The sequence below is a fragment of the Neptuniibacter halophilus genome, from assembly GCF_030295765.1.
GTDB classification, from domain to species: Bacteria; Pseudomonadota; Gammaproteobacteria; order Pseudomonadales; family Balneatricaceae; genus Neptuniibacter; species Neptuniibacter halophilus.
In genome coordinates this window covers 29,689-54,540 of the sequence record NZ_AP027293.1, presented here as the reverse complement: position 1 = coordinate 54,540, position 24,852 = coordinate 29,689, and the positions used below count along the sequence as shown (strand labels likewise).

Here is a 24,852-nt window from a genome sequence, read left to right as displayed (position 1 = left end):
AATTATCGGGTGATAGAAATCCGGACGGCTTCACCACTGTTGAGATCCATTTCTTCATCTTTGATGGCCGGTGGCACCGAATAATCCCTTTTGGGCGGAGCTGGTGGCTTTTGCACCGGCGCAACGGCCATGCGAGGCTCTTGCTCGGGCATCAATGGAGTGTCAGTCTTTTGCGGCTGGGCCAAGCAGCCCGATAGGAAAATGCCTACAATCGGCAGGTAGATGTGCTTGAACTTCATGTACTGCTATATCCTTTAACTTAAATCCGTTGGGTGAAGACTCATAATCCGCGACATATTCTAAATAGTGTCAGGTCATGGACATTGCTACAAATCAGGCGACTGCAGAAAATATCGATCAAACGCTCTACCTATACGGTAACGCTCGCCACCTTCCGGATAGATATCAAAGCCCAGACGATCTTCGTTGCGAGTACCATACACAAGGACATCATTACTAACCCCGGAGGCTATCAATGAATCTTCCACCCATGCCTCAAAAGCTCTCGCAAACAGTGATCGACCTTGTATAGCTCCAGCGTCAGCTGACAGGTCAACGAACTTCCTGCAAGCCTTCAGATACGGGCTATGAACCTTCCGTGTTGCTCTACCCTCCTCATTTCGCCCTGTGTTAGCTCTCAAGCGCATTACCTTACTAATTAATGGCTTCGCATCATCTTTTATATCAAGAGCCGCCAGCAGCTCTGTGAAAGCTTCTGGGGAAAGGTTCCCGATCATTTCCTGAGGCTCAAAGCCATATACAGCCTGAATCTCATCCACAACCTCTCGTTCCATAGCAAGCCAGTGAGCTGAGAGTACGTAGGGCTTATCGATGTACTGGATCTCCTCCAGTAGTACCTGAAAAGCAGAATCTTTTACTTCTGGGAAATACAGACTGTAAGCTTCCGGATCTCCAGCCAACAAGCCGTAATAAATTTCGCCCCACGCTGCGGCGATCCCACCCATTGGACAGTGAGCGATCGTGTCATGGGACCATAGCGCCAGCTGCGGTCGATCATTATCCCCGGCACCATGAATTTCTAGCGATCCCTCAAACGAAACAACCTTCTGAGGAATACCGATGATCCGTGACATATCATGAAATGCGGAGCTGATTTTTTCCTCTACACCAGGTAGAAGATCATCACCATCAAACGCGATTGCCAGCTGAGAAAATCCATCTTCTGTAGGTTTACAGGTTAGCTTTGCCTTTTCTGGCCTGTCAGACAGAACATTGGGCACTCCATCAATATATTCACCACTGAATCCCTCTGGGACTCGATAACGCATCCCCTGTTTCGAGTAGAAGTAGTACCCATCATCTACCTCTCTGACCCGCTGGCGAGTGATGTGCAGCTTTAAGGCCTCTACAGCTGATTCTCTTGATCGATGGGCTTGAAAAAACCGTTGCCCCTGTCGAGCAACAGTCCAGCCGCTGTTCTCCATGAAGAATTCAAATCCAACAACCCACCATTGGCTCTCATAAGGCCAATTGAGACTCATCAGGCTTGATAGGTGCTGAGTTTGATAGGATTCATCTGATAAGAACCGCACTAATTTTTGTCTGATATCGATAGATGCACACTGCAGATCGGAAATCAGTTGCTTACCTTTTCCAGTCAGCGTTGATACCAATCCAGTTCCCCCGGCAGTATCCAAGTAGCCCAACTGTTCCAGTTTCAACTTCAAACCATTCAGCAGACTGTGCAAATCAGTATCTGAAAGATCAGTAATGAATTTACCAACCAATTCAACAGCGCCGCAGAACCGCTCCGCTGAAGACTGAGACTGTACCTGCTGAACAAAATTCGGCGTAACCAGATGGTAGAAGTGAAACAATGTTATCCGTTGTGCCAGCGAAAATCGGTTAGATTCCAAGTGATACAAAGGAGACAGATAACGATCGGAAACTAACAAACGCCTTCTATCGACTCGGGAGCAATCCTCTTGGGAAAGGTCTACAGTCGGATATGGACAATCTGACTCTGTTTCTTTATGTGCATTGCCTTGATCTGGAAGATCACCCCAAATGAGATACCTGAGATCACTGTCCCCCACACGCTCATTTGACAGCCATTGCTCTACACCATCACTGAATGAGGATACTTTGCTTTCTGACCAGGTGAATATAAGACGGCTATGAGGATCCGCGTAAAAAATACGATCGCCTGACCCACTTTCGGCTTCATAAATAAACCGATGACCATTGCTCTGACAAAAACGACTGGCACTTTCCTGAGCAACTTGAACTAATTCACCCCGTACTGCGTTCCAAGGCCAGCGACATCGATAAGCATCTACCAGCTTTTTAATAGACTTGATACTCGTTTCATCACACGCCACGGTATATTTTTCATGACTACAGAATCGATAGCAGCCAGATAGTGCATCAAACTGATGAAAACTGAGGTTTTGGGCAGCAGAATTATGAACGACCACCACACACTGCTGGCGATCAATCCAACAAGACAAACGCTCATTTCGAGAAAGGTAATCCGGCAAAGCACCCGTGATAGCGGTATCTTCAAAAGAATCATCTTCAGATAGAATTTCAAAGATCCTGGCGGTATCGACAACGGCTGTACGATCCTGACCACTCTCACGGTACAGCTCATTGAGAAACGCAACTAAATGGAGCGCATGGGGTTTGAGAGCTATGACAGATTCAGCCGCAGCCTCAAGTATCGTAGCCACATAGTTTTTCTCTATGTGGCCTTGAATTGCTGAATGCCGATATACATCAAAGCTCGCCACATATGATCGATCACCCATAGTCTGAATCAGTGCTCTGATATGATCATCAGACCATTCTTTTATCTGGTCCTGTACTTCCGGGGGCACACCTATTGTTTTGCCGACCTTTGAGGCTTTAACCGGCGTGGGCTGGGTAAATTGGGTTTTGACTCCGGGGAAAATGGCCCCCCAATTTAAGCTGGCAATAGGCTTAGTAGTGATAAATCGATTAGGGCTCAGGCGGAGAAAGGTGTCACCTTGTAAATTCTGTGCCCACTCATCAGATACATTGTCTAAAAGAATGGCATAGTTTTGTTCACCATCAGTATCTAACAGAAGGGCTTTACACTCGATTCCCTGTTTTAGAAGGATCGGCGTTTCGATTCCCTGATCAAGGCTTATCTTTTGTTCCATTCCGCATGACTCCAAATAAAAGGGGGCTTTTACAGCCCCCTATATCACCCCATAACCTGCTTTACATACCGGGTCCAGCAACCACTTGTTTCGTAAACAACTGCGCACACTTCTCAGCCAGGCCGGCCAGCGAAGCTTTAAGGCTTTCAAACGCCTCACGCATTTTGTTCTGGTCGTCTTCGGACAACAGGCCGGTCTCTTGTGCAATATCCAAAAGATCACCAAGAACGCCCTCAGACTCCTTCAGTTCACGTTGGTAAGCTTCAAGCTCGTCAGCCAAGTGAGGTTCGATATCCTCACCAAGACGGGCAGCGAGTTGCTGTGCGTTTTCAGCATACTGAGCGATCATGCTATTCCCATCAGCCATCATCTCGACACTTTGCAGCAAGCTATCAGTGCCTTGCTCAGTGATGAACTCTTTCAATTGATGCTTGAACAGCTGCGCCAACTTAGGATCTTCACTGTTTTTGGCTTTCGCGGTCATTTCAGCAACAGAGAATCCGGTACTGTTTTCCACTGTTAATGCCTGCATATCGGTACGAACCTGGTGCATCAAATCCGCGATAGATTGCATATTTGAAGAGAGGTGTTTTTCCCGCATATCTTTTACATGCGCCAAAGCCTGAGCAGGATTAAGATCTGAAAGTGCTCGAATTCCCTGATTCACCTTTTCGGTCATTTGCGAAACAGAGTTAGCATTATCAACAGACTTTTTTTCACCCCAATTGGAAATTGAGGCAGTAGCTCCTTCCATGCCTTTAACCAGATTCGCACCGGATCGAGCTAACGAACTCACCATTTGACCTAATGACTGCAGAGTTGTCGGCTGGGATGGGTGACTCGCATATTGAGGTTCCGCAGGTCCAGAGCTAACCTGTTGCGCAGACCGCTTGGCAGCTTCTTCCATTGCTTCAATAACGTCTGCCTGATTAGGTTTACTCTGTTCCCGACTATCATCAATCTCTTTAGCCGCTTCCTGTTGCTCGGGCGTGTCTTCTACATTCACCCCCATGCTCATGTCATAATCTGTAGGAAGTTCTCCGATATTGAATGCCTGATCCTTTTCTTGCCCGAAGGATTCCAACGAGGGCTCAGCCTTTTCCTCAAAATCATCCAACAATGATCCAGATACGGGCTGATAGTTGTCCTCCAGATTGCTGAGAAAATCGTCTTCCTGCACAAAGCTTTCTGGTTCGACCTCTCCAAATTCTGCTACCTCGGAGTGTGCTCTATCGCCACTACTCAAGGCTTGGAACTCACGAAAAAGACTGACCACGGTAGGTGAAGTCGGTGTATCAAGTGCAGACAAAACAGACTCCCGCACTTCATCCGAAATTTCATAATCCATCGGCATCCAATCAGGCCGGATTCCGTTCACCAAGAAATTCAGGTAAGACTCCCATTCAGGGTCATTACGCGGATCTAACAGGTCAGAAGAAAACTCTTCTGGCAGGTCATTCAGTTGCTCGTCATTCATTCGATTCACCCTTGCCCTTACTCTCGGGCTCTATCACTTCGTCTTTATTCGGCGTACTCTCTTCTGTTGCAAAATCAATCTGGTCTAGCTTTTCATCTGGTGTTCCTAATGCTTGAAACTGTTCCAACAATGATCCACCCGGAGGCGTATTTTTCCGTACAGCTTTAACCATCTTTATTCTCGCTCTGGGTAGTAAAATCTTCGTTGTTTACGATATACCGGAGACCTTTAGCCTCTGCATCCAGGTCCAAAGCAACTTCAGTGCTAATAATTCGCTCTTGTATCTGTTGAAGGCTGAGATTGAGATAGCGAAGCAAGTTGAGCTTTTTCTGTTCCACTGCCATACCTTCATAGATGTCAGCGCGGGAAGCGTTTGCATAGGTGCTCACCATCCCTTCTGCATTCATTAGTGACTCTTCTATGTTTTCATCCAACCATTCCATAACACTATCTACTTCCTCGTTGGGGCGAGTCCGTAGACTGTGATCGAGGACGAAGAAATCCAGTGCAGGTTTTATGCGCGCCGACCAAACAACCCTGTCAGCACTCAGCCGCGCCTGATCTCGACTTATGCCCGGTTCACTACCTTCTGCGCCGATAACATCTGAATAAGGGTTATCATCGCCCCCAAAGAGCAACTGCTGGGTGACAAACACAAGGTTTGCGGCCTCGTCACTGTCTTTGATCGGGCCACCCCACAACAATGACTGTGCTTGCTCCATCTCATCAGAGTCGATGACATACTGTGACAGTAATGCACTACGCTTTTGTTTAAGCATCTCTGGATACAGATTTCCGTAACTGGAGACAAAGCCTTTGTAATCAGAAGCCTTAAAACTATCCTGGGTGCCATAAGCCAGCAGCAGGTTTTCAGGGACGGTCTCGGGGTTGTATGTCTCTTCCAGATCACGCTTACGGCGAAGTGTCGATGCCTGGCGTTGCCTTATCTGCATTTGAGCATTAAGACCATCCAGCATTTGTTTTTCTACACGCGAACCTACGTTCACTTTGGTGGTAATGTTTTCCGAGGCGGCATAGATAGCCTGAGTGGTCTCGTTACTTTTTCCTAAAAAGACCTGGCCCAACTCGTATATTGAGGCATGAAGCTGCTGAAACGCTGTAACTGACTTCGACTTAGCACGCGATATTGCTTGAGAAGCGCACCGCTCACAGCCACAGCAACTACCAGCCATAACCGGGGTAGATACGGTAATCCCCCCGGCAATAAATAAACCACCTAAAGCGGTCGCCCATGCTTTTGAGTCCTTGCGTTTACCGAACAGCATTTTTAGCATCCAGTTGGTTTTGCAGGTATCGATAGCCCTTGCGAGTCATATCCGACCGGGCAGCCAATTCCATAGACATGATGCGAGTTGTACGTAGACTCGCTTTCAAGTGTTCGTAGACCATGACATTGCCATACTGTTGGTCCCGTAAAAGAGTCCTTAAAGTACGCATTTCAGAACCGCTGCTGATATCGGCCAGTGTCTCTGGATCGATCCCATCATAAGCTCGCTCTTCCAGAATACTTTGAACCGATGTCTCCTCATCAACGATGGGGGCTTTAAGCATTACCTGCTCTTTTAGGGCCTGCTTTGGTGCATCAAGTCGTAGATTCAAAGATTGGATTTGAGAGCGAAGCGCACGATCATCTGCGCTTAACTCAGCCACAACAGCATCAGGATGCAACGGAGTTACAGGTACTGGCTCTATGGTTTGGTTAATCATTTCTACAGCCTGCTGAACCTCATCGTTAGATAAGACAGCTTGGTTTAGATCCACATCACCGGCACTGGCAAATTCAAGTGTCCTGTTATGGTATCGCCAATCATCTACAGGGGATGCCAAGCGATATTCAGTAAAGAATGTATCGATAGCACCACGCAATTCTTCCTCTGTTTGGTCCTTAGCTACTGCCATCGCTAAGGCATCGCTCCAGTCCTCGCAAGCGCTAAGAGGAATGTTATTTTCTCCGTAACGCTCTTCGTAAAACTGGTTAGACTCAACGATGTATTCAGCTTTTTCACGTTGCTCCATCTGCCGGTTCAGCTCATCGAGCATCGTTTTCTGAACTACCTGACCTTTATGTAATTCTGAGGTCACGTTATCCGACATAGCCTTAATGGCTGTAATCATCATGTCGAAACCAATCCGGATAGCTTCGGTAGCCGATCGAACCTCACCTGTAGCTGTATTCGTTTCACCAACAACATAATTCCCGTAAGAATTAGCCTGGCGGCAAGTACCACATGCATTTGCTGTATCAACCGGTAAGAGGGATAACCCTCCAATGGCAATGACCAGTGCTGTTTTCTTCATATCACTGCCCACCCATTTGGTTTAACTGATTTACCTTGTTCCCAATAGCATCCAGTAGTTGCTGTGATGATTGAGTCCCCGTGCTACTACTGGTCCCTCCACCCGTTTCAAAGCGCTCGGAAATTCCATAGTTCCCGTTCCCGCCTGAAAAACTGAAGTCATAGCCACTGCCATCTAGACCGGTGCCTAAACAAGATTCCAGGCTCGGGGTTGGTAATTGACCTGCAACTGCCAAATCTACACTCATATTGGCCGTACACGACAGAAAGGTGTCTGACTCTGCTTTGAGGTCATCTGCAAAATCACATGTCATGTTTTTGAGGCTATCTTTGACCTGCCCTTTCATGGATTCAAAAAGACCACCCAAAAGCCCTTCAAAGCCGCCTACATTCATAAATGCATCAAATTCAAAGTCGAGGAGGTTATCAACGCAAGATGCCTCGCTGAGCGCTCCGCCACCATCAATCGCATTGGCCTCAATTGCTGTTTTCATCTTCCGATCAGATAAAGCTTTGTTAGCGAGATCCAGCAATGGTTTGCAATTTTCAAGTAATTGCTCACGCGAAAGAGCTTCAGCCGGCTGCGCTATCAATACTGTGGTACAGGCAATTAATGCACCTGCTATGGTCTTAACCTTTTTCAAAGATTCGCTCCAAAGCCTGAGTAAGCTGGTTGAAGTTTTCCTGGCTGTTCACAGCCATCTGCAGTTGACGCTGTTGCAGCACACTGGCTCTAGCCAGCAGGGTTTTTGCGTAATCCTTTAACGGGGGAGCATCGCTCAACTTATTCGCCAGCGCCTCAAAAAAACCTTGGTACTGCTGAAACGAAGTTAAGTAATACAGAGCTTTCTTCGCAGGCATAAATCCCAGGATGATTAACATCGATTCAAGAAACTCAGAATGATCGCCATTTGGCCGGTACTCCTGCATGCGCTGATACTGGGTATCAATGGCTGCAAGAACCTGTCGCACCGACTCATCCATAGATTGAAGAACATCAGGATCTTCAACGACCCATGTTTCATACTCTTGGATTTTGTCCATGACTTCGCTTAACGCTAAATCTTCATCCCAAAACTGATCAGAGCCATGTGAATCAGACATACCTATCCTATAATGCAGACCCGTAATATATTATTATGATACGGTATAATAAGATTTGTTCAAATGGGATTTTATGATGCAGTGGCTGAAACTATCGATCATGGCGCTGATATTGCTCTCAGGTACTGCAACTGCTGCAGATTCTGTCATGCAAAGCCTGCCTGATTTCACAATGCAGGCCTCCGATACCAACGGGATATCATCAAGCACACCAACACCTGAGAACGTATACAGATCGATCTTTGGCGGAGTTGCGGATTACGCAGTCTTCTCCGTACCGGAAGGAGAGATGGATACTGCCCTCGCAAGCATGTTCATGGTGTTCAATCTGGCTACATTCTCTGTTCTGGTATGGCTAATTTTCGCCTTTTTAATGCAAAAAGTGCTGGTCTCCGGTGCCTCAGGCCAAGTTCAAAGCTCCAAATACAACGATACAATGTCAATAATCAGGGCGCTGTCCTCTTTATGCGGCTTGTTGCCCGTGGTGTCAGGGTTTTGTCTTGCTCAAGTATTGGTCGCCTTCATGGGTATGCAGGCATCGTGGATTGCTAATTTAGTGAATACGGAGGGCCAGAAGTACACTTTCGTGAATGGCGGCGTTACTCCCTACCGCCCTGATGCACTAAAAATCAATCGTGTCATAGCATCAATAAGCAAATCCACGCTATGCGCAGCCGCCGTTAATGATTACTACAAGGATCACCCGCTTTATGATTCACGTTACAAAGTAGAGCTAAAAGACAACAGTTCAGATGAATGGTTCGTTTCTGATACGGCACATTTCAAACTGTCATATGAAAACGCCGAAGGTGATGCTGTTTGTGGCGAAGTAGAAATGACCGTCGACAACGATCAATACTTAGGAGAAGCATTTGACCCGACTGGCATCTGGGGAACAATGAACGAACACCAGATTCAACTCAGAAACCGGATTGTGGAATCTCACAAGCAGGCAGTTATTAAAACCCATAATACACTGTTTAATGGCATCACCGCCGGGGTGATCATACCCGGTCAAAAAGCAGACCTACAGCAGTTATCAGCAGCTTATGCTAATGCAAAGGAAACATACAATAGAGAGCTATTCATCGCCTTCCGCGAAGGAGGGCAGGCACTAGAAAAAGAATGGAATAAAAACCTTGAAGGAACTCTGCAAAAGGACACAACAGCCTACGCTGCTAAAAGGGGATGGATCTACAATGGATTCACCTGGCTAGAAAAATCTCGCGCACAGAACTTCCTATCTAAACTCGGCTCCCAAGCACCCGCAGGAAAAGAATTTTCCATCGAATCCCTAGAGGATGAATTCATTAGCGAACGCTTTACCCGGACCTTACATATACTCAATCAGGCTATATATGAGAGTCAGGACACCTTTGAAAGCGTTAACGCTAACAAGCTTGGTAACAAAGACACACCATGGGCATCTGATAGCGAGGCCTGGCAGCAGCTGGATACTGAATATTTAATGAGTGAGTTTTACAAGGATGCTGATGCAGAAGCAGTTTTCTCAAATGTGAGTTCGAGCATGATGAAAACACTCCTCGTTGACTCGCAGTTTAACTTTAAAGACTACGATCCGATCACCAATCTACAGCACTTAGGATACCGTATGACTACCGCTGGTTTCTCTATGATATTTCTTGGTGTATATCTGGACTCAGCAAGCGCCTTTATAACAAACAAAGAATCTTCAGACTCCGCTTTACGAACAGTAGTCAACCACGTATCGGGAGGACTTTCTGAAGGAGGTATTGCGGCAGCAGGCGCTTTCCTTGAAAACTTTGTTTCCATGATTTTTAGCATAGGCCCTATTTTAATCGCCATAGGGTCTGTCCTTGCATACTGGTTACCGGCCCTTCCCTTCTTCATGTGGGATCTAGCCGTTCTTGGCAATTATCTTTTAGTTATTGTGGCATTTATGGCAGCCCCTCTCTGGATGGCCGCACACGCAATGCCAGACGGTGATGGTTACGCTGGCGATCATGCTAAACAGGGTTGGATTACCATGATCACCATTTTGGCCCGGCCCAGCATCATGGTCATGACTTGGCATGTCGCGCAGATTTTGATGCGCGAGATGGGGCATTTTACCTCACTCTTCCTAGAATATGCGCCTATGGCTAATTCTGAGTCGTTCAGCCACATCTGGGGGGCTTTAGTCATGGTCATTATTTATGTGATGTTTGAGTTGGTAATCGTATATCGCTGCACATCATTAATTTATGAGGTTCCAGATCAGATCCCAATCTATTACGGCTCAACCACCTCAACAGCTCATGAGAATATTGGTGAAAACAAAGGGCAAACAATGATTGCTGGGTGGCAATCCAATGTTCAACACAATGTCGGTGCCGGCGCTGGTGGGACAGGAGCCAACAGACAACAGAAACAGCAGGAACAACAAAACAACCTGCTCACGTAAAGAAGCATGGTTCCGACAAAAAAAACCCGCTCTATGCGGGTTTTTCTATTTACTGCGGGTTAGTTGGTGAGGCCGACCTTTTGCCAGTTTTCACAACCAACCTTAAACCATCGACACTGCACTGGAGGCCACCAGCCTGTAACTTCACCATTGTAACCACTTTTGATCCGCACAGTAGCCGAGAATTCTTGAGGGTCACCACTGTAAGTTCTTTTAGCCGCTGCCACGATCAACGAGTCAGCCTTGTCCAAAGGAGAATTACCAACTGCATCAGGAATATAGACTCTGCGCGCCAAAAAAGCAGCTTCCCCCGGCCCATCTAACGAAACCTTCTGGTAGTAAGAGACACCAGCACTACCGATGCTATAACCTTCCCACCCCATGTAAATAGGGTAGCCAAAAAACACTGGTAGCACTGGTATAATCATCATTGCGATTACGCCACCCCATCCGTACTTGGTGTTGTTCTTAACGAACAATACTGTGCGATAGATCATTTTAGGAGCAAGCGCTAATGCGCTCCCTCCCAGCAGCAACAAGACTACGCAATACATCTGCAATAAAAAGAATTCTACTGAATAGACCTGATACAGATAATGGTTGATAGCCATTTCTTCCGGCTGGGCTACAAAGGTTAACCCTCCAATCAGCAAATCAGTCCCCGAACCGATGTAATAACCCCCAATCAAGATGATCTGCATATTATCGAGAAACAAAGTCAAGCAGAATGAAGTAAACCCCAAGACAAATGCCGAAATTGTTGGATTAGCCCAGATCCAGATGAAAATCCGAAACAGGAAGAAAGGCTTTTTTTCTTTGCCCTGCTCTTGGGCAGAGATCTGTGCAACTTGTTCCATTTTATTATTCCTTATGCGTACTTAAACCCAATTATATAATACATGTCAATACCCAAAAGAGCAAGGCTTTTTGATTGAGAATGGATTTTTTTGGTAACTCGTAGGTAACTCGTAGGTACTTACTGGGTAACTCCCATATCCAGTAATGTAATTTTTAAGCCACTAGGTAACTCGTAGGTAACTCGTAGGTGATTCCAGCCGATGAAAATCACGCTAACATTCGCTTTAGCACAAAAAAACGGGCATAAGCCCGTTTGATTCATTGTTCCTGCCGCTCTTTGGGCCTGCCTAAGCGCTCGGTTCGCTTAACCTTAACCGGCTGCCCATTGATAACCAGAACCCCCTCCCCACCTTCGGGGATCGATTCACTGTTCTCAGAATCAACTGTGATCAAGAACTCCTGTGAACTATTGCGAGCTTGATGCTGCTCCCGAAGATAATCTATCGCAGAACTCCGTTTACGCACCAAGACAACCTGTTGATTCCAATCTATATCAAACGCCAAACGCTTTTGCACGCCCAGCTGGTGAAGAATGGCTATCCAGTTAAATCTCTGACCACTCCAGCTCACAGGCAGGTGGGCATCAACAGCATTATCCAAATAAACCTTCCATCCAGTCGGTACGATCGCATTCATCGCCATCCAGAAAGGACTATCTAAAGCAGCCCCGCCAAGGGCCGGTAACTGCTTAGGCGGTACACCAAAGTGCTTTATAACCTTTTCAGTCCGGTCAGCAATAACCTGGTAGTTCGTTTGTTCGAACTGAACAGTAGCATTCCGAATTTTCATTTCACTTTCTTGCAGCAACCGCTGTCGCTCAGCTTCTTGTTCCTTTATAGCCTGGACTTTTGCAGCATTAGCGGCCTGCTCTTTTCTTGCCTGGATCACCGAATCATCTTGAATGATAACCAGCCTCGCCTGAGCCTCTACTGCAACAAGAGATACCGCTAATATCGAACTCAACAATACTTTATTCATGTGTTTGTCCTGTTTGTATCTGCATCATGCCAGCAAAGCCCGCTGAAGGACGTTTACCTCCTTCCCCAATGTTTCGTTTCAACTTAGGAATGGTTTTCTCCGGTTCATCCCGCGTTTCCTCCTTACGCACTTCTTGGGGGATCTGAGGCGACTCATGAGCAGGCGCTTGCGGTGTCTCTGAGGGCGGCAATGGCGATTCAGTAGCGACATTCTGCGCAGACGATACCTTTTGCTGTACGGCGCTGTCTGACCGCTGTAGAGCCGCAGCACCGTCCAGTGTTGTGTATACCTTATGCTTCAATGCATGAAGTTGATCTGACTCCTTCGCGCCGATCATCTCCTTCGCAGAACGCAGCCCCACCACGTATTCAAGCAACCCCATCTCTTTGAGGATCATTCCACCCTCTATAAGATCAAGCACCTTACGACTTTTGGAAAAGCGCGGTGCAGTGTTGTAGAGGTCTACAGCCGCGTTTTCCAGATCGCTCAATTCAGTTGGCAAAGTAAGTATCAGTTTCTTACTACCCATAACTAACCTGCAGCATATTCTTCAGTTGGAGTGCTAACCTTTGCATTCAAGGCCCGCTCAACATCAGCCATGATTTCATCGAAGCTATAGAGCAAAGCACTTTTCAGGAATCCGCGGGCGTTTGCCCCGGCAGGGTTGTCGATGATAATGATGTTTGGATTTTTCTCGCGGATCAGGTCTTCCATCAAAGCCACACCACCTCCAAAGCCAACGATTTCACGCAATGAAGGGATTTTTTTCTTAAATGCATCAATTTGCTTGGTAAGTGGAGACATAACACTATCAACAGCATTTTCTACTTCAGGGGTTACATCTTCTTCCAGACCACCGAACCACGACACTTTGCAGGTTTTCAAAGCCTGCTCCAGCATCATATCGTCTGGCTCATAATCGAATCGCTTCATCAGATTGAGGCGTAGCTTGTCTTTAACATGCTTAACGCCCTGCTTCAGGGTAAGCTTTTCACCAACAACGCCGCCAGGAAGCACAATGGCTAGGTCAGTGGTATTACCGCCGATATCGATTGCTAAACGAGCCACATTCTCTTCCACCCCATCACGCAAATTACCGTACTCATCCAGCATGTAATCCATCATGCCAGCCAGAGCTTCCGGGTATACACCCGCAAATACGACTTCAGCAGACGGGTTTCCGGACTTGCCGACATAGACCTTACGGCGCAAGTTCTTCACTTTCCGGGATATAAGCATCTCGTTAAAGCCGCTCTCTCCATCCAGGCACTCTTCCAAAGGTAAACCGGTGAGGAGCGCCACCTTTTCCCCTGCCAGACCGAGCCGATCCAGGCCCGCGTGTATCAGGCACAGATTCAATTCAGAAGTAGCGTATTCAGCCCTGCGTGTATCTTCAGGCTCGAAGATGTAGGGATGAACCGAATACTCTACTCCCCCCTCTTCTACTCCATAGAGGTGTGTTGCACCGCCCATGGCAGCGTTGAGATGTTGGCCGCGTTTAGCGATTGCTGAAATTTGGTCTTCCATAATACGCGCCACAACCGATTCGCCATCCAGAACCAGCTCCAGCCAGGCCATATTAATCTGAGCATAGCCATCATCGGATGCAATAATTGGCACTAACATTTGCCCATCGTAGCCAAGATCGTTCATCGATTTCAGATAATCCGCTACCGGGGTTTTCTCGAAGTACTTTTCTTTTTTGAACATGATTAATAACCCTGAAATCGCCGTTTGCTATACCTTGCGCTGTAGATACGTCGGCGGTTGTTGAAAAATTCGCGCTTTAAATAGAACAGAAACTGCATAAACCCTTTCCGGAATCCCCAACTGATCAGCAAATTAACCAGCAAGCACCAGCCAATAAAGGAGATGAAAGGACCGAAAGGAAAAAGAGGGATCAATACAACAAGCACAAAAGGCTCACCAGATAACCCCATGATCGTCATAGGCAGTGAAGTATCCCACCACCTTATCTCCTTAGGCTCTGACACTTTTCAGATACTCCATTGTTTGATATTCAACAAAGATCGAGACAAAAACCTCCTGAGATATCGCCCCTGCTTCAAACGCGCTTTGAGCTGCCTGTAACTTTGATTGACCGTACTGCTCCACCAGCTCCATAAGTCGGTGGGTAATCGCCCCCAGCCCCTTGGTAATCAGCAAGACATTCAATTCCAACCGCGTTTGATTGGTTAACATTAGGTATTCGATAATTGGGTAACGTCCTGATACACCAGTCCCGTCGCATTTCTCACAGCCAGTCGCTTGACGCGCACCGGATATATCAATAGCGGCGTCCTTTAAGACTGGATCGAGTTCAGATAGAGGTTCGGAACAATGTGGGCAGAGTTTCGCCACCAACTGCTGATTAACCCCGCACCGAAGGCTATCAATGAGGCTGGCAGCAATTTCTATCTGCTCAGACCCCTCAAAAGAGATACACATCCTGTCGATGATGGCCGCCACACTTGTGACATGAATAGTGGAATAAACAAGATGGCCTGTACGGCTTGCCTCTACGCCCAGCTTGATCGTTTCCTGATCCCTCATCTCGCCTACCATGATTACATCGGGATTATCCCGAAGCAGACCCCTTAACCCTTCTGAGAAATTAGGCAGATGCCGACCTATGCCTGCTTGCGATACGACTGAAGCAGACTCGTCATTAAGGTAGGAAAGATTAAACTCGACCGGATCCTCTAGGGTGGCAATGTTGATACCGTCCTGTCTGGCCTTTTCATCGATTACAGAAGCAAGCAAGGTTGTTTTTCCTGAGCCGGTCTCACCAGTAATAAGGATGATTCCCTTATTATTGCGGGTGGTGAGCATCGACTGGAGTTCTGTAGGCAGATTCAGTGCTGCGATTGGTAGTGCACGGTCTTCAATCGGACGGCATACGAGTCGTGCACCTGATTCAGATCGCTTATCAACAACGGTAGAAGCCGACAAACGGAATCTTTTAGCTTTCATCTCGCCATTCACAGAAGTCCGGACACTGTAAGCGAATGACTTTACATTGCCGCTCTGTAAACTGATTGCCATTTGCTTAGTCTCACAATTGGCAATGAACGTCATAATATCTTCTACATCTATTGCAGCATCACTAATTTTCTGGAGCGAGCCACTGACACGCGCCCGTACTTCAGTTGAGGATCTAAAAATCACATCGGATGCGCCATGCTCAGCTCCTATCATCAGGAGTTCGTCAAAGACTGCTGGCGTGATCTGAGATGGCAGCCGCTGCACTGGTATAAGCTTGGCCTCAAAGTACTTGGCTTTGCTATTCACCGATACGTTCCCCTATTACTGGCACCCACTCATCCGCAGGCGTGAAATTGGAATCAGTGACAATGCTTAGCACTTCATCACCAATGTTGAGTGTGCGACCGTCTTTAGATCTCACGACACCAAACTCCTGCCGAGCAATACGCGGCATGGTGATTACTTTTTTGGCGACCAGATCATGGAATAAACGAATCCCTTTCAGGTCACGCTTCAGTCTGTTCACATCCGCTTGATATTGAAGATCAGCCTGCTGCGTTCCAATCTCCCAGCCTTCCTGTACCCATAGAGCCCAGTTCTTTTCTTCAACTGCACCATTTGGCAAGCGCAATGCATTAGGCCGAGATGGGGCGGGATAATGACGAACTAGGTAGTTAAGGTAAGTAGGAGGTTCGATCAAAACCTGAGGCATGGTCAGAATATGGTAAGAATGACGCACACCTCTCAGCTCTGTACGGCCATTCTTCTGAAGCATTCCCTGTGTTTCAGTAATGACAGGGGGAAACACATTGCCAGGCAGTATCCAGGGAGAGAAGTCGAAAATCTTGCCAAGCTGAGGCTGGGCTGTTTGCAGCATCTGGTTGAGATGCAGCCTTCTTTTATAGAGCCCTGACTGGATACCTAAGTTATAGGCCGCATTTTTGAGGGCTTGGTAGCGGGAACCATCGCCAGTCTCTACCTGCAAGGCCACTGCTTCCTCAGCGCTAACGCCTTTTAAAGACTGCAATGCCTCTAAACTCAGATCGGTGTCCCAAGTTTTCTTTGAGGCTCTTACCATCTCAGCATCTGGAACATTCATCTTCGGCTGAGTAGTGGACCCACACCCGGATAACGCTATGACGGCCAAAACAGAACAGGCGATGATTCGCTTCTTCACAGTACCGCACCCTTATAAATAATCTGAATTGAAGGATTAGGCTCTGCAGTGATATCGAAAACAACGTCAGCGCGATAACCAGCTTGTCTGGCTGCATCAGCAATAAATTCAGCGACAGTTCTTAGCTGCCCGTCAAAGATCACATAGATACCGGTTAGCGGCTTTTTCCCTTGGGGATGGATATAACTAATGTTGCCCTTCTGGCAGAGATCCTTAAGCGCGGTCTCTAAAGGGAGCTGAGCACCGCCTGGGTAGGAGATGATCCGCTTGAGATCAGAGGGCAGATTATCCACCGGTACTCTGGCCTCCTCCTGAATGCCATACCGGCTAGTCATAATCTGGTCATTAATCGCCGTGCGCTCATGAAGGTTCTGGGCGATTGACACCAGCTGCAGCATCGCAGGATCACTTTCCACCAAACTAGGCCCTTGCGGGACGGCCTTGGTCTTAGGTTCTTCAGGTTGCATCGTTTGGCAGCCTGCAATCGCACTTAACATCGCTGCAGCGGCCAGCGGTGAAAATATAGAACGTAGCTTCATAGCCTTTTAATATCCCGTTTAACAATAATATTTTAATTATCCCCTATCGTAACAATTTTTTGAAGCCCTAGAGATCGTGGAGTTACCTACGAGGTTCCCCGTAGGTAACTCATAGGAACTTTGTAGGAACCTTGTAGGTGCCTTGTAGGTGACTCCACGGAACTTACAAGTTACCTTGAGAGCTTAATTTATTGATAAGTCAGGCTTTTTTGTGATGCCCTTATAGAACGCCATTGTTAGGCATCTCAATACCTGATCGCGGCAGAGTTCTGAGTACACTTCCGTTTCGTAGGTATATTTTAATAATCCGTTCTGCAAATCATGTTCGATTACGCTAGAATCCTCCTCAAATCACACTCGCTGTAACACTTGGGAAAATACTCGCTGTAACACCCGCAAAAACACTCGCAGTAACGTGGGGGTATAGGGAAATGGCAACGCTTATCAAATCAAGAGCGAAATGGGGCCTGTTTTGTATGAGAAACCCGGTGTAAATAGAGACCTAAGCGAGAATAGATACCTAAGAACATAGGGGCCTATTGAATGTCGTTACCAACACGGGTCGAAAAGACCGAGGCAGACTACCTTAAACGCGCTCAGGGACGGCTACAGGCCTACCTGAAAGAGCGCGAAAGGGATTGGGATCTTCATGAGGATGATTTCCTAAGTTGGCTGGGGGCCTATCGAGAAACGATCTCCAAGGCATCCTGGAGACAAAACAGAGCGGCACTCGTTTGGTATATGAAAACCATAGCAATGGATACCGATTTAGCAGGCACCATTGCAGACATAGGCACCTTTGCTTGCAGCGAGGCGACGAAGACAAGCGCGACAAAAAAGAAGTCACTTTCAGAGCGCGATTCAGAGCAGCTTACAAAGGCTTTAATCGAGTCTCATGAAAGGTATGTCTCGCGGGGAGGAAAAGAAGAGGAATCCACTGCATTGCGCACCCTACTCTTTTTGGGGGCCACGGAGATAACAGGGCTCCGTCCATCAGAGTGGTGGGGATCAGAATTATTGGTCCCAGGGGAGATGGATGCCAGTGGTAATATCGTTGACAAGCCTACTCTGATTGTTAAGAATGGGAAGGCAACCAACGGTCGCGCCCATGGTGAAAGCCGGACACTGAGATTCACTGATCTCTCAGAAGAAAGATGGCTCACACTATTAACACATTACAGGTCAGTGAAGAATCTCCCCGACAAAGAAGCCTTTCAGGATTATTACACTGCCTGTAAGGACCGCATGACTTACACCACTCGAAAACTTTGGCCCAGCAGAAAAAGAAACCCTGTTCTGTATTCAGGCCGTCATCAATTTTCAGCGAACCTCAAGCAAGCCAAGACCGCCATCAAAACGATCGCAGCACTAATGGGCCACGGTAGCGATGCTACAGCCACCAGCCACTACGGAAAGAAAAAGTTTGGGCGGGGGAATGAATGCGGTGTTGAAGCAGATCCGTCTGAGATCGAGCGTATCCGCGAAAAAGCCGGCAACCGTTACACAGAGCCAGAAAATTCTACGGTGACTGTAGAGCGGCCCCATAGCCCCCAGCGCTAACCAACAACGGGTTCCCATTGAGCCAGGTAGGTAACATTGATCAATGGTGGTCCAATGCTTATAGTCGGTCCCATTCTTATTGAGGGATCTATTTAAGATGGCCAAGCGATATCCGGTGACTGAAAAACTCCGTGCTTTGAGCAATCGAGCACAAAAAATTGGATGCGCTCTGGTAATTCAGCCCCACGCATTCATGCCCTATTCCACTCACGCGATCATTCCTGATACTGAGGCGGCAAGGCACACGCTTCAGCTCGGTTTAGCTGAAGGTGCCGTTCTGGTGCTGGTGGATCACTGTGACATGGATAAGAGGGCAAAAAATTCTCGGTATTACAGAGCCCTGTTACAGCTTGAAGAACGCTTTAATGAAAGAAGGGCACATTTGGCGCAACTGGTATCCGATACAGATAGCCATCCATAGCTGGTGGATTACCCATCGACCATTGAGCGCTCTCAAGCCAGCTCACCCGATACCAGGTGATGATAAATTAAGAGGTTTCCAATACTGGTTCGAGGGTCAGGCCACCAGCAGGTAGCAATTGTGAATGGAGCCAATCGTTTTTCAGAAGCTTCTCGATCACTTCTCGCGGCATTCGCTTCCACTTCTCCTCTACCTTCTCTGCCAGCTTCACATCGCGTGGAGAGCATTCAACAAGCGCATCTTTATTGCGTGCGTCATACGTAGCAAAGGGTCCTATTAATCTGCGAAGTCGAATAAAGTCACCGTTGGATTCAACCTTTAAATTTTCTTTCAATGCTAAATCCAGAATCTCCGCAGCCCCTACCTTAAGTGGGTGATAAGTAACATTCACCTGATTTAGGAAAGCCTTATCTCCAAATTCTTTCAGCAGTACCACCATGCCGCCCAGTAAGCGATGGACACCGTTGGCACAGTGAGCGGCCCCGCCGTATGCGTAGACATTTAAAATCTCTGAAGAACCTTGAGCAGGAAACCACTTACTCTTAATTGGGCTCAGGAAGTAGTCGCCAAAATCTTCTGGCCAACCATCGCAATGGAGACCTTTCGAGCCAAATAAACCGTCACACCAAATTTTGTTTTCCTTCTCCCACATATTTGTATGCACCAACGAGACAAGCGCATCCAGTGGGACATTACATTGGATGCATACTGTTGGTTCCTTACAGAATGCCGAACAGCAGAGATCTGAACTGTTCCATACCTGACGTTCGAGGATCGATGCCTCAGGTGCTTTATCTATAACAGTATTAGCATCTTTCCGGAGTTTCCTTAGAACCGCACAGGGGGCATTTACGGGGTCTGGTCGTGCATAGGTATCACAGGACATATCAATTCCATTGCTCACTTGTTGGCTGGTAGACCGCCCACCAGCCAATAAGTTCTCTATATCTTTGGTAAGATGATTTCCCGGCCATTGATCATAACCGGGTGCCCAGCCAGCGCCTGTCGCCCCTGATAAATAGACAGGTAATGATGGTAGTTACCTTCTGCAGAAAGCATGCCCATGAACTGATCCAGCTCAGTGATAGACATGTCACCATCGAGTCCTTTTTTCAGCAGCTCATCGAATAGGACTCTATCGCCATTGGGATTCATAACCCAGTCATAGTCCTCAAAGCAGTCGAGGCAGTCTCTTGCCTCTGTGGCCCCATCAAGCAGAACCGAGTTCAACAAATCGCCCAGAAGAAGGGCCAAGGCCCCCAGAGCAATCTCTGGGGAACTAGCCATTTGATTATTCTCTTTCATCTTCAGGCCCCCTGCTCTGCTTCAGCGATCCGGGCTTTCAGCGAATCGATATAATCATCAATTGAACAGACCGAATAATCAGGCTTAGCAGTGACAGAACCAGCTCCTTTCGCGTACTGCTGGATTTTCGCCTTAGTCAGCTGCCGATCGGAAAGCACGATCTTCTCTTCATCATCACCAAATTCAGCGTGAATCCAGATGGAAGTACGATAAACCATTCCCTGCTCTTTACGAGCAATCAGCTCCTCAAGTTCCTCCCGGTCAATCTCAATCATGGCTTTCGCAAATTCAGCCTTTGCCGCTGCGCTACGGCATGAAGAACACTGCATAGATTGGTCTTCTGATTCAGTTTGCAGAATCGGATGATCACATCCCTCATTACAACAGGTGTGAACGGTAACGGAATCGAACATCTTCTGCATATCCTGAACGCTGGTATTCGAAATATGCGCAGAGCTGTAGACAAAAACTTTTTCAGCTCCGAGAGTTACATGAATCTGAAACGGGTAGTTTGCGTGCAGGACACAGCACAGAGAGATTTCAGCCTTAAGCTGGTGGTCACCAATAGTTTTAGTCAGGACGGTATTAGAATCGATAGACATATCATGTTCCTCGTAGGTTTGAGGCGCGGGTAGGATCGCGCCGCTGTTGTAAATAATACAGCTAAATTATGTACCATTTAACGGTACATGGCAAGCCTTTTCTCCCTCTATTCTAAATTCATCGAAGAGCTGGCGTTAGTACCCAGTTTCCACCAGCTCTTTGCTGTACTTGCTACCCCAAGGTCACTGATCACTGCTCCCAGACTGCCGAGCCAGCCATTGTTCAATCGGTTCCTTACGCTCCTGCACCAGCTTAGGAAGCTCCTCATAGGTGATCTGTAGATAAGCAGCGCCCATGTCAGTGAAGTCCACCAGCATAACCCCTTCTGTTTTTGATCCTTCCGGGTAGAAGTCTCTCACTGCCTCCAGAGCAGTTTCATACCCTGCCCCGCTGGCCCCGGTTGTGTCATCAGATGGGGTCTCCGTTGACCAGATCGAATACTGTGTCTGTTCGCTGAAGTGCTTCAGAATTAGGTAAGTCACTGGCGGCTGAAGTTTCTTTTCTTCTCGAATGGCCCGATTCCAGTCAGCCACCAGCTCGGTGCCGAATTCATCATCTGCCGCCTGACAAGCATCACCGACTGTTGAAATGTTCTCGGCAGCACAGTGCCAAATATCAACATCGTTCCATTCCGTGTTGTTGTCTTCACGGTATCGGCAAACCAATGTCTCCCCCATCAGGGCATACTCATAGTGTTTGTCATCTGGCTGGTGGCGCAATACTTTTGCTTCGTTCATAAAGCTCTCCTTACTGTCTGGTTAAGTTCCCTCCCCGGAGGGAGGGCTATCGGCTCATGCCAGCGTCATTCGGTTAAATTTCAGCAGCCCTTCTGCCACCCGGTCCATGATCGCTGTGATATGAGGTAACAGAACACTCTGGCCCAGTCCCTGATGCGCTACGGTGGCACTCAGACCGTCCACCAGCTTCTCAGGGATCAGTTTTACTTTCGCATGTTCAGATACAGTCATAAGGCGCTCCATGCCGTCTTCACGCTTCCAGAAAGGTTCGGTGCTCCGTCCCTTCATATAATGGCGACCAATTACACCTACTTTCGTGGAAACAGCCGTAATGAACTGGCGTTCAAACCCCTTGCCGGCCGCTTTATCACGGATCGCCTTTTCATTCAGGTGATCATTCGCTTTCCACATGCTTGAGTCATACGGAACCTCATCCATCACATCAGCCATTCTGTCGTACACCCGTTCCTGTGTCGGCAGGTTGTCCAGATCGAAGGCTTCACTTAGTCCATTGGATACAGCAACAAAGAAGTAGCGAGTACGATCTTCGATGGTGCCAGCATCAGCGCCATCCAGAATCGTTTCCTTCACGGTGTAACCCAAACGCTCAAGCTCGGAAATGATCAGGTGATAAGTAGCAGAATCTTTCGCCTGTTTTACGTTCTCGGACAGGATCACACCGGGGTTAGTCTGCTTAACGATCTGCATGAGGCCGAATACTGCAGTCGCTGCTTCCGGGTGAGCTTCACCAAATTTGAGACCCAGTTTTGCACGGCCAGCCAAGCTAAAACCGGTGCAGGGCAGTGACACGCTAAGCACATCAACGGTAGATAGCAGCTCTGGTTCCACTTCTTCAATAGACCCCACAATCAACTGGGTATCGTCATTCAGGGCTGGGTTATTCCGCGCTGCCGCTTCAAGGTATGTCTGCTCAACATCGACCACCCATTCCAGCTGGGAAATGATGCCCTGCTGCTTCAGGGACTGGTGAACACCGAAGGTAGACACACCAACTCCAGTACACAGGGAACCTTCCTTCATTGGGCGCTTACCCTGCATCACTTCCATGATCCGCTGCTCACGGTCCCATTTTTTCTGCTCTTCGTGGTGCAAAGTACATACAACCAAGCCTTTCATGATGGTCACGCGCAGGCGGGTTCCGGCAGGCGCAAGGTCTTTGTCTAACAGATCGATGATCGGAGTAACGTCACCGGTCGTTTTGTTCGCACGGCCAGAAACAACCTTCTCGCCTTTTTCATCCAGTCGGAAAGTGAGCTGGCAACGCTGGGCATCCCAATGCTTGGAAATGGTAGCGCCTTTCACAAAGCCGGCTTCTGCCAGTTTGCGGCCCTGAAGCCAAACGCGCTTGGAATTACGGTGCTCCTGAATCTGGGTGTAGATATAGGACTTAACGCGGGTCAGGAGTGAAGGGTTAATCATCGCAGTCATGTTCGTTTCCTCGTAGGTAAGACCGCTGGTAGGAAGCGATCTGTTTTCAAATCCATAGTTGTATTATCTTATTTTATGTGTAATATTGCAAGCGATTCGTACACAAAAACAAACATATTTAGGCACTATTTATGGAAAAAATCACAGAAAATCAGATTGTTAACCTTGCCCACAAGGTAATGGCTGAATGTGCTCTGGAAATCCCTGTTTCAAAGTGGGCTCACCGGTTCCATGATCTGCAGGTTGTCCATATGAAAGCCAAATACGGAGAGGCAACTGCAACCGGCATCGTCCGAATCAGCAGCTTGTTTGTCGGGACATCCGCATGGAAAAAACTGGAGCAAACGCTTCGCCATGAATTTGCCCATTTGGCCGTTGGTACTGATCAGCATCACAACAGCCGGTTCAAGCAGTGCCAATCCCGCTTCCGTGGTGATAAGCCGGTGCCACAGTCTGAAATCGAAGAGATAGCCAGTAACAACCGTTACAAGTGGCAAGTGATCGCGCATCTTGAAGATGGAACGACCTTTGACGTTGGCGGGGTTCATAGAAAAACCAAACGCTATTCGGCTTATCACGAACAGCCTGAATGCAAAAAAAGGGACTGGCTCACTACGGTCAACAAGCGAGTGGTCCGGTACGAATTTCAACCGAACTAATTGAAAACAGAACGCTGGTGATCCTACCCACCAGCCAACAACCTACGAGGAAACCGTTATGGCTATTCTTTCTTTTCCGATCGCTGATGTGCAGAAGCTTTACGATCACATCATGGACAGCAATCACACGCCTACGCCCTGCTTTGGGGATTTAGATACCCCGGAATACTACCCAAACGGTGTGGTTGTCATGGACGAAAACAATCTTCCAGATGCAAGCAAGATCGATCCCGCCAAACTCCCTCGCGCCTTCCATTTGGTCAAAGGCAAAGGGGTTTACCTTATGGCGGGGGTTGAGGAGACCTTGCCGGGAACCTCCTCTGAGAACTTCGTGGTATATGCGAAGGGCATGAACCCTGACCTTGATGACAATGCTTACTACGAAGCCCGTCACAAGCTTGGTGATGATTTCATCGTGTCTATTCCCGCAGAATGGTTTGCCACCCTGTTGCGCAAAAAGCCTGCTGCAAAGGTTTTCAGGATCAGCATTTCAAGCCGCTCCAAGTCACTGAAACTTTAACCAGATGATCGTCAGCTGGTGGCGCTCTCATCCACCAGCCAACCTACGAGGTATAACCATGAGTGTAATGTTTCTTCAGCAGCTGGTTGAGGCTGACAGCCTTCAGATCGATGGCGATTTTGTCAGACATTTTCATATTGAAAATAACACTTCCCATATACAGGGGGATGATCTGATCCTGGATCTCAACTTCCTCAACGGTGATGGCGATGAGGTTATGATTCAAGTAACACTGGATCAAGCCTTAGAAGCTGTTCACAACGCAGAGCAGGATAGCTGGGTATGCGCCGGCTACGATTTCAATCTGCTCAAGATCGTTGAGCTGGGTCCACGGAATAATGCTGCTGACATCCATTCACAGCCTATGACCCGCTACGACAAACAGAACGCAACGACACGTATTAACGGGTATTACTTTCCAACCACGCAGGAAGGCTTCTCAGGGCGGCATATAGAGGCGTTCAACCGAGCAAAGGCTGAGACCATCAAGCACATGAAAGCGGCTCTGAGAGCCACTGAAAGCCTTTCTGCTGCTGATTTCTTTGAAGAACGCAGGAAAGGATACAACTAAACCCAATCATTCAGGGTATC

The 24,852-nt window shown here is 47.7% G+C and carries 26 protein-coding genes; 6 read left to right on the top strand and 20 right to left on the bottom strand.

Annotated elements, in window-relative coordinates; translation table 11 throughout:
- Positions 1 to 2: 2 nt before the first annotated feature.
- The 8 genes from QUD59_RS18670 to QUD59_RS18635 all read right to left on the bottom strand — a co-directional run bounded on the left by QUD59_RS18670 (position 3) and on the right by QUD59_RS18635 (position 8,045).
- Positions 3 to 239 (bottom strand): hypothetical protein, encoded by a 237-nt coding sequence (locus QUD59_RS18670; RefSeq protein WP_286241256.1) that lies wholly within the window; start codon positions 237 to 239, stop codon positions 3 to 5.
- Between the two features lie 87 nt (positions 240 to 326).
- Entirely contained in the window at positions 327 to 3,146 is a 2,820-nt protein-coding gene (locus QUD59_RS18665) for an LPD1 domain-containing protein (RefSeq protein WP_286241255.1), read from the bottom strand.
- A 61-nt stretch (positions 3,147 to 3,207) separates the two neighbouring features.
- Positions 3,208 to 4,623, bottom strand: coding sequence for an AIR carboxylase family protein (locus QUD59_RS18660; protein ID WP_286241254.1), 1,416 nt, complete (start codon positions 4,621 to 4,623; stop codon positions 3,208 to 3,210).
- The gene (locus QUD59_RS18655; protein WP_286241253.1) at positions 4,616 to 4,795 is read right to left on the bottom strand and encodes a hypothetical protein; all 180 of its coding nucleotides are present in this window, start codon (positions 4,793 to 4,795) and stop codon (positions 4,616 to 4,618) included. The genes QUD59_RS18660 and QUD59_RS18655 overlap by 8 nt, the downstream gene beginning before the upstream one ends.
- Complete coding sequence (locus QUD59_RS18650; RefSeq protein WP_286241252.1) at positions 4,788 to 5,909, bottom strand: hypothetical protein; 1,122 nt, start codon at positions 5,907 to 5,909, stop codon at positions 4,788 to 4,790. The genes QUD59_RS18655 and QUD59_RS18650 overlap by 8 nt, the downstream gene beginning before the upstream one ends.
- Positions 5,896 to 6,942 carry a hypothetical protein gene (locus tag QUD59_RS18645; protein WP_286241251.1) on the bottom strand — a complete coding sequence of 349 codons (1,047 nt, stop codon included), beginning with the start codon at positions 6,940 to 6,942 and terminating at the stop codon, positions 5,896 to 5,898. Before QUD59_RS18645 ends, QUD59_RS18650 begins: the two co-directional genes overlap by 14 nt.
- Before the next feature lies 1 nt (position 6,943).
- Complete coding sequence (locus QUD59_RS18640; RefSeq protein ID WP_286241250.1) at positions 6,944 to 7,585, bottom strand: hypothetical protein; 642 nt, start codon at positions 7,583 to 7,585, stop codon at positions 6,944 to 6,946.
- Positions 7,572 to 8,045, bottom strand: coding sequence for a type IVB secretion system protein IcmW (locus QUD59_RS18635; protein WP_286241249.1), 474 nt, complete (start codon positions 8,043 to 8,045; stop codon positions 7,572 to 7,574). The genes QUD59_RS18640 and QUD59_RS18635 overlap by 14 nt, the downstream gene beginning before the upstream one ends.
- A 73-nt stretch (positions 8,046 to 8,118) precedes the next feature.
- Here QUD59_RS18635 and QUD59_RS18630 point away from each other — a divergent pair, with 73 nt between their 5' ends.
- Positions 8,119 to 10,470 (top strand): DotA/TraY family protein, encoded by a 2,352-nt coding sequence (locus QUD59_RS18630; RefSeq protein ID WP_286241248.1) that lies wholly within the window; start codon positions 8,119 to 8,121, stop codon positions 10,468 to 10,470.
- Positions 10,471 to 10,529: 59 nt separating this feature from the next.
- Here the strand turns inward: QUD59_RS18630 and QUD59_RS18625 are convergent, their stop codons facing one another.
- From QUD59_RS18625 to QUD59_RS18595, 7 genes are all read right to left on the bottom strand, one after another.
- Positions 10,530 to 11,327, bottom strand: coding sequence for a hypothetical protein (locus QUD59_RS18625; RefSeq protein ID WP_286241247.1), 798 nt, complete (start codon positions 11,325 to 11,327; stop codon positions 10,530 to 10,532).
- Positions 11,328 to 11,586: 259 nt separating this feature from the next.
- A complete protein-coding gene (locus tag QUD59_RS18620) occupies positions 11,587 to 12,306 on the bottom strand; it encodes a hypothetical protein (protein WP_286241246.1) in 720 nt (239 codons plus the stop codon).
- The gene (locus QUD59_RS18615) at positions 12,299 to 12,835 is read right to left on the bottom strand and encodes a hypothetical protein (protein WP_286241245.1); all 537 of its coding nucleotides are present in this window, start codon (positions 12,833 to 12,835) and stop codon (positions 12,299 to 12,301) included. The genes QUD59_RS18620 and QUD59_RS18615 overlap by 8 nt, the downstream gene beginning before the upstream one ends.
- A gap of 2 nt (positions 12,836 to 12,837) precedes the next feature.
- Positions 12,838 to 14,016, bottom strand: coding sequence for a ParM/StbA family protein (parM, locus tag QUD59_RS18610; RefSeq protein ID WP_286241244.1), 1,179 nt, complete (start codon positions 14,014 to 14,016; stop codon positions 12,838 to 12,840).
- A 270-nt stretch (positions 14,017 to 14,286) separates the two neighbouring features.
- Entirely contained in the window at positions 14,287 to 15,597 is a 1,311-nt protein-coding gene (locus tag QUD59_RS18605) for a type IV pilus twitching motility protein PilT (protein ID WP_286241242.1), read from the bottom strand.
- Positions 15,590 to 16,468, bottom strand: a complete 879-nt coding sequence (locus QUD59_RS18600; protein ID WP_286241241.1) for a type IV secretory system conjugative DNA transfer family protein — start codon at positions 16,466 to 16,468, stop codon at positions 15,590 to 15,592. The genes QUD59_RS18605 and QUD59_RS18600 overlap by 8 nt, the downstream gene beginning before the upstream one ends.
- Complete coding sequence (locus tag QUD59_RS18595) at positions 16,465 to 17,007, bottom strand: hypothetical protein (RefSeq protein ID WP_286241240.1); 543 nt, start codon at positions 17,005 to 17,007, stop codon at positions 16,465 to 16,467. Before QUD59_RS18595 ends, QUD59_RS18600 begins: the two co-directional genes overlap by 4 nt.
- A 543-nt stretch (positions 17,008 to 17,550) precedes the next feature.
- Between QUD59_RS18595 and QUD59_RS18590 the strand changes: the two genes are divergently transcribed.
- Positions 17,551 to 18,567, top strand: a complete 1,017-nt coding sequence (locus QUD59_RS18590; protein WP_286241239.1) for a site-specific integrase — start codon at positions 17,551 to 17,553, stop codon at positions 18,565 to 18,567.
- 97 nt (positions 18,568 to 18,664) lie between these two features.
- Positions 18,665 to 18,988: a hypothetical protein gene (locus tag QUD59_RS18585; protein ID WP_286241238.1), complete on the top strand. Its 324-nt coding sequence runs from the start codon at positions 18,665 to 18,667 to the stop codon at positions 18,986 to 18,988.
- 67 nt (positions 18,989 to 19,055) lie between these two features.
- Here QUD59_RS18585 and QUD59_RS18580 read toward each other — a convergent pair whose 3' ends face one another.
- The 5 genes from QUD59_RS18580 to QUD59_RS18560 form a co-directional block, all read right to left on the bottom strand.
- Positions 19,056 to 19,640 (bottom strand): hypothetical protein, encoded by a 585-nt coding sequence (locus QUD59_RS18580; RefSeq protein WP_286241237.1) that lies wholly within the window; start codon positions 19,638 to 19,640, stop codon positions 19,056 to 19,058.
- Between the two features lie 290 nt (positions 19,641 to 19,930).
- The gene (locus QUD59_RS18575; protein WP_286241236.1) at positions 19,931 to 20,293 is read right to left on the bottom strand and encodes a hypothetical protein; all 363 of its coding nucleotides are present in this window, start codon (positions 20,291 to 20,293) and stop codon (positions 19,931 to 19,933) included.
- Positions 20,294 to 20,295: 2 nt separating this feature from the next.
- Entirely contained in the window at positions 20,296 to 20,895 is a 600-nt protein-coding gene (locus tag QUD59_RS18570) for a hypothetical protein (RefSeq protein WP_286241235.1), read from the bottom strand.
- 183 nt (positions 20,896 to 21,078) lie between these two features.
- Positions 21,079 to 21,633: a hypothetical protein gene (locus QUD59_RS18565; RefSeq protein WP_286241234.1), complete on the bottom strand. Its 555-nt coding sequence runs from the start codon at positions 21,631 to 21,633 to the stop codon at positions 21,079 to 21,081.
- Between the two features lie 54 nt (positions 21,634 to 21,687).
- Positions 21,688 to 23,082, bottom strand: coding sequence for a DNA cytosine methyltransferase (locus QUD59_RS18560; protein ID WP_286241233.1), 1,395 nt, complete (start codon positions 23,080 to 23,082; stop codon positions 21,688 to 21,690).
- Between the two features lie 131 nt (positions 23,083 to 23,213).
- Here QUD59_RS18560 and QUD59_RS18555 point away from each other — a divergent pair, with 131 nt between their 5' ends.
- Genes QUD59_RS18555 through QUD59_RS18545 form a run of 3 tightly spaced genes read left to right on the top strand, consistent with a single transcriptional unit; the run spans position 23,214 to position 24,832 of the window.
- On the top strand, positions 23,214 to 23,741 hold the full coding sequence (locus tag QUD59_RS18555; protein ID WP_286241232.1) for a hypothetical protein: 528 nt from the start codon (positions 23,214 to 23,216) through the stop codon (positions 23,739 to 23,741).
- Positions 23,742 to 23,799: 58 nt separating this feature from the next.
- Positions 23,800 to 24,261, top strand: a complete 462-nt coding sequence (locus QUD59_RS18550) for a DUF3085 domain-containing protein (protein WP_286241230.1) — start codon at positions 23,800 to 23,802, stop codon at positions 24,259 to 24,261.
- Positions 24,262 to 24,319: 58 nt separating this feature from the next.
- Positions 24,320 to 24,832, top strand: coding sequence for a hypothetical protein (locus QUD59_RS18545; RefSeq protein ID WP_286241229.1), 513 nt, complete (start codon positions 24,320 to 24,322; stop codon positions 24,830 to 24,832).
- Positions 24,833 to 24,852: the final 20 nt, after the last annotated feature.

Coding starts and splice junctions, on each gene's coding strand:
- QUD59_RS18625 (WP_286241247.1), bottom strand. CDS start 11,327: ATGGAACAAGTTGCACAGATCTCTGCCCAAGAGCAGGGCAAAGAAAAA.
- QUD59_RS18585 (WP_286241238.1), top strand. CDS start 18,665: ATGGCCAAGCGATATCCGGTGACTGAAAAACTCCGTGCTTTGAGCAAT.
- QUD59_RS18595 (WP_286241240.1), bottom strand. CDS start 17,007: ATGAAGCTACGTTCTATATTTTCACCGCTGGCCGCTGCAGCGATGTTA.
- QUD59_RS18580 (WP_286241237.1), bottom strand. CDS start 19,640: ATGTGGGAGAAGGAAAACAAAATTTGGTGTGACGGTTTATTTGGCTCG.
- parM (WP_286241244.1), bottom strand. CDS start 14,016: ATGTTCAAAAAAGAAAAGTACTTCGAGAAAACCCCGGTAGCGGATTAT.
- QUD59_RS18565 (WP_286241234.1), bottom strand. CDS start 21,633: ATGAACGAAGCAAAAGTATTGCGCCACCAGCCAGATGACAAACACTAT.
- QUD59_RS18555 (WP_286241232.1), top strand. CDS start 23,214: ATGGAAAAAATCACAGAAAATCAGATTGTTAACCTTGCCCACAAGGTA.
- QUD59_RS18635 (WP_286241249.1), bottom strand. CDS start 8,045: ATGTCTGATTCACATGGCTCTGATCAGTTTTGGGATGAAGATTTAGCG.
- QUD59_RS18575 (WP_286241236.1), bottom strand. CDS start 20,293: ATGAAAGAGAATAATCAAATGGCTAGTTCCCCAGAGATTGCTCTGGGG.
- QUD59_RS18550 (WP_286241230.1), top strand. CDS start 23,800: ATGGCTATTCTTTCTTTTCCGATCGCTGATGTGCAGAAGCTTTACGAT.
- QUD59_RS18655 (WP_286241253.1), bottom strand. CDS start 4,795: ATGGTTAAAGCTGTACGGAAAAATACGCCTCCGGGTGGATCATTGTTG.
- QUD59_RS18560 (WP_286241233.1), bottom strand. CDS start 23,082: ATGACTGCGATGATTAACCCTTCACTCCTGACCCGCGTTAAGTCCTAT.
- QUD59_RS18665 (WP_286241255.1), bottom strand. CDS start 3,146: ATGGAACAAAAGATAAGCCTTGATCAGGGAATCGAAACGCCGATCCTT.
- QUD59_RS18590 (WP_286241239.1), top strand. CDS start 17,551: ATGTCGTTACCAACACGGGTCGAAAAGACCGAGGCAGACTACCTTAAA.
- QUD59_RS18615 (WP_286241245.1), bottom strand. CDS start 12,835: ATGGGTAGTAAGAAACTGATACTTACTTTGCCAACTGAATTGAGCGAT.
- QUD59_RS18670 (WP_286241256.1), bottom strand. CDS start 239: ATGAAGTTCAAGCACATCTACCTGCCGATTGTAGGCATTTTCCTATCG.
- QUD59_RS18650 (WP_286241252.1), bottom strand. CDS start 5,909: ATGCTGTTCGGTAAACGCAAGGACTCAAAAGCATGGGCGACCGCTTTA.
- QUD59_RS18620 (WP_286241246.1), bottom strand. CDS start 12,306: ATGAATAAAGTATTGTTGAGTTCGATATTAGCGGTATCTCTTGTTGCA.
- QUD59_RS18630 (WP_286241248.1), top strand. CDS start 8,119: ATGATGCAGTGGCTGAAACTATCGATCATGGCGCTGATATTGCTCTCA.
- QUD59_RS18660 (WP_286241254.1), bottom strand. CDS start 4,623: ATGAATGACGAGCAACTGAATGACCTGCCAGAAGAGTTTTCTTCTGAC.
- QUD59_RS18570 (WP_286241235.1), bottom strand. CDS start 20,895: ATGTCTATCGATTCTAATACCGTCCTGACTAAAACTATTGGTGACCAC.
- QUD59_RS18545 (WP_286241229.1), top strand. CDS start 24,320: ATGAGTGTAATGTTTCTTCAGCAGCTGGTTGAGGCTGACAGCCTTCAG.
- QUD59_RS18645 (WP_286241251.1), bottom strand. CDS start 6,942: ATGAAGAAAACAGCACTGGTCATTGCCATTGGAGGGTTATCCCTCTTA.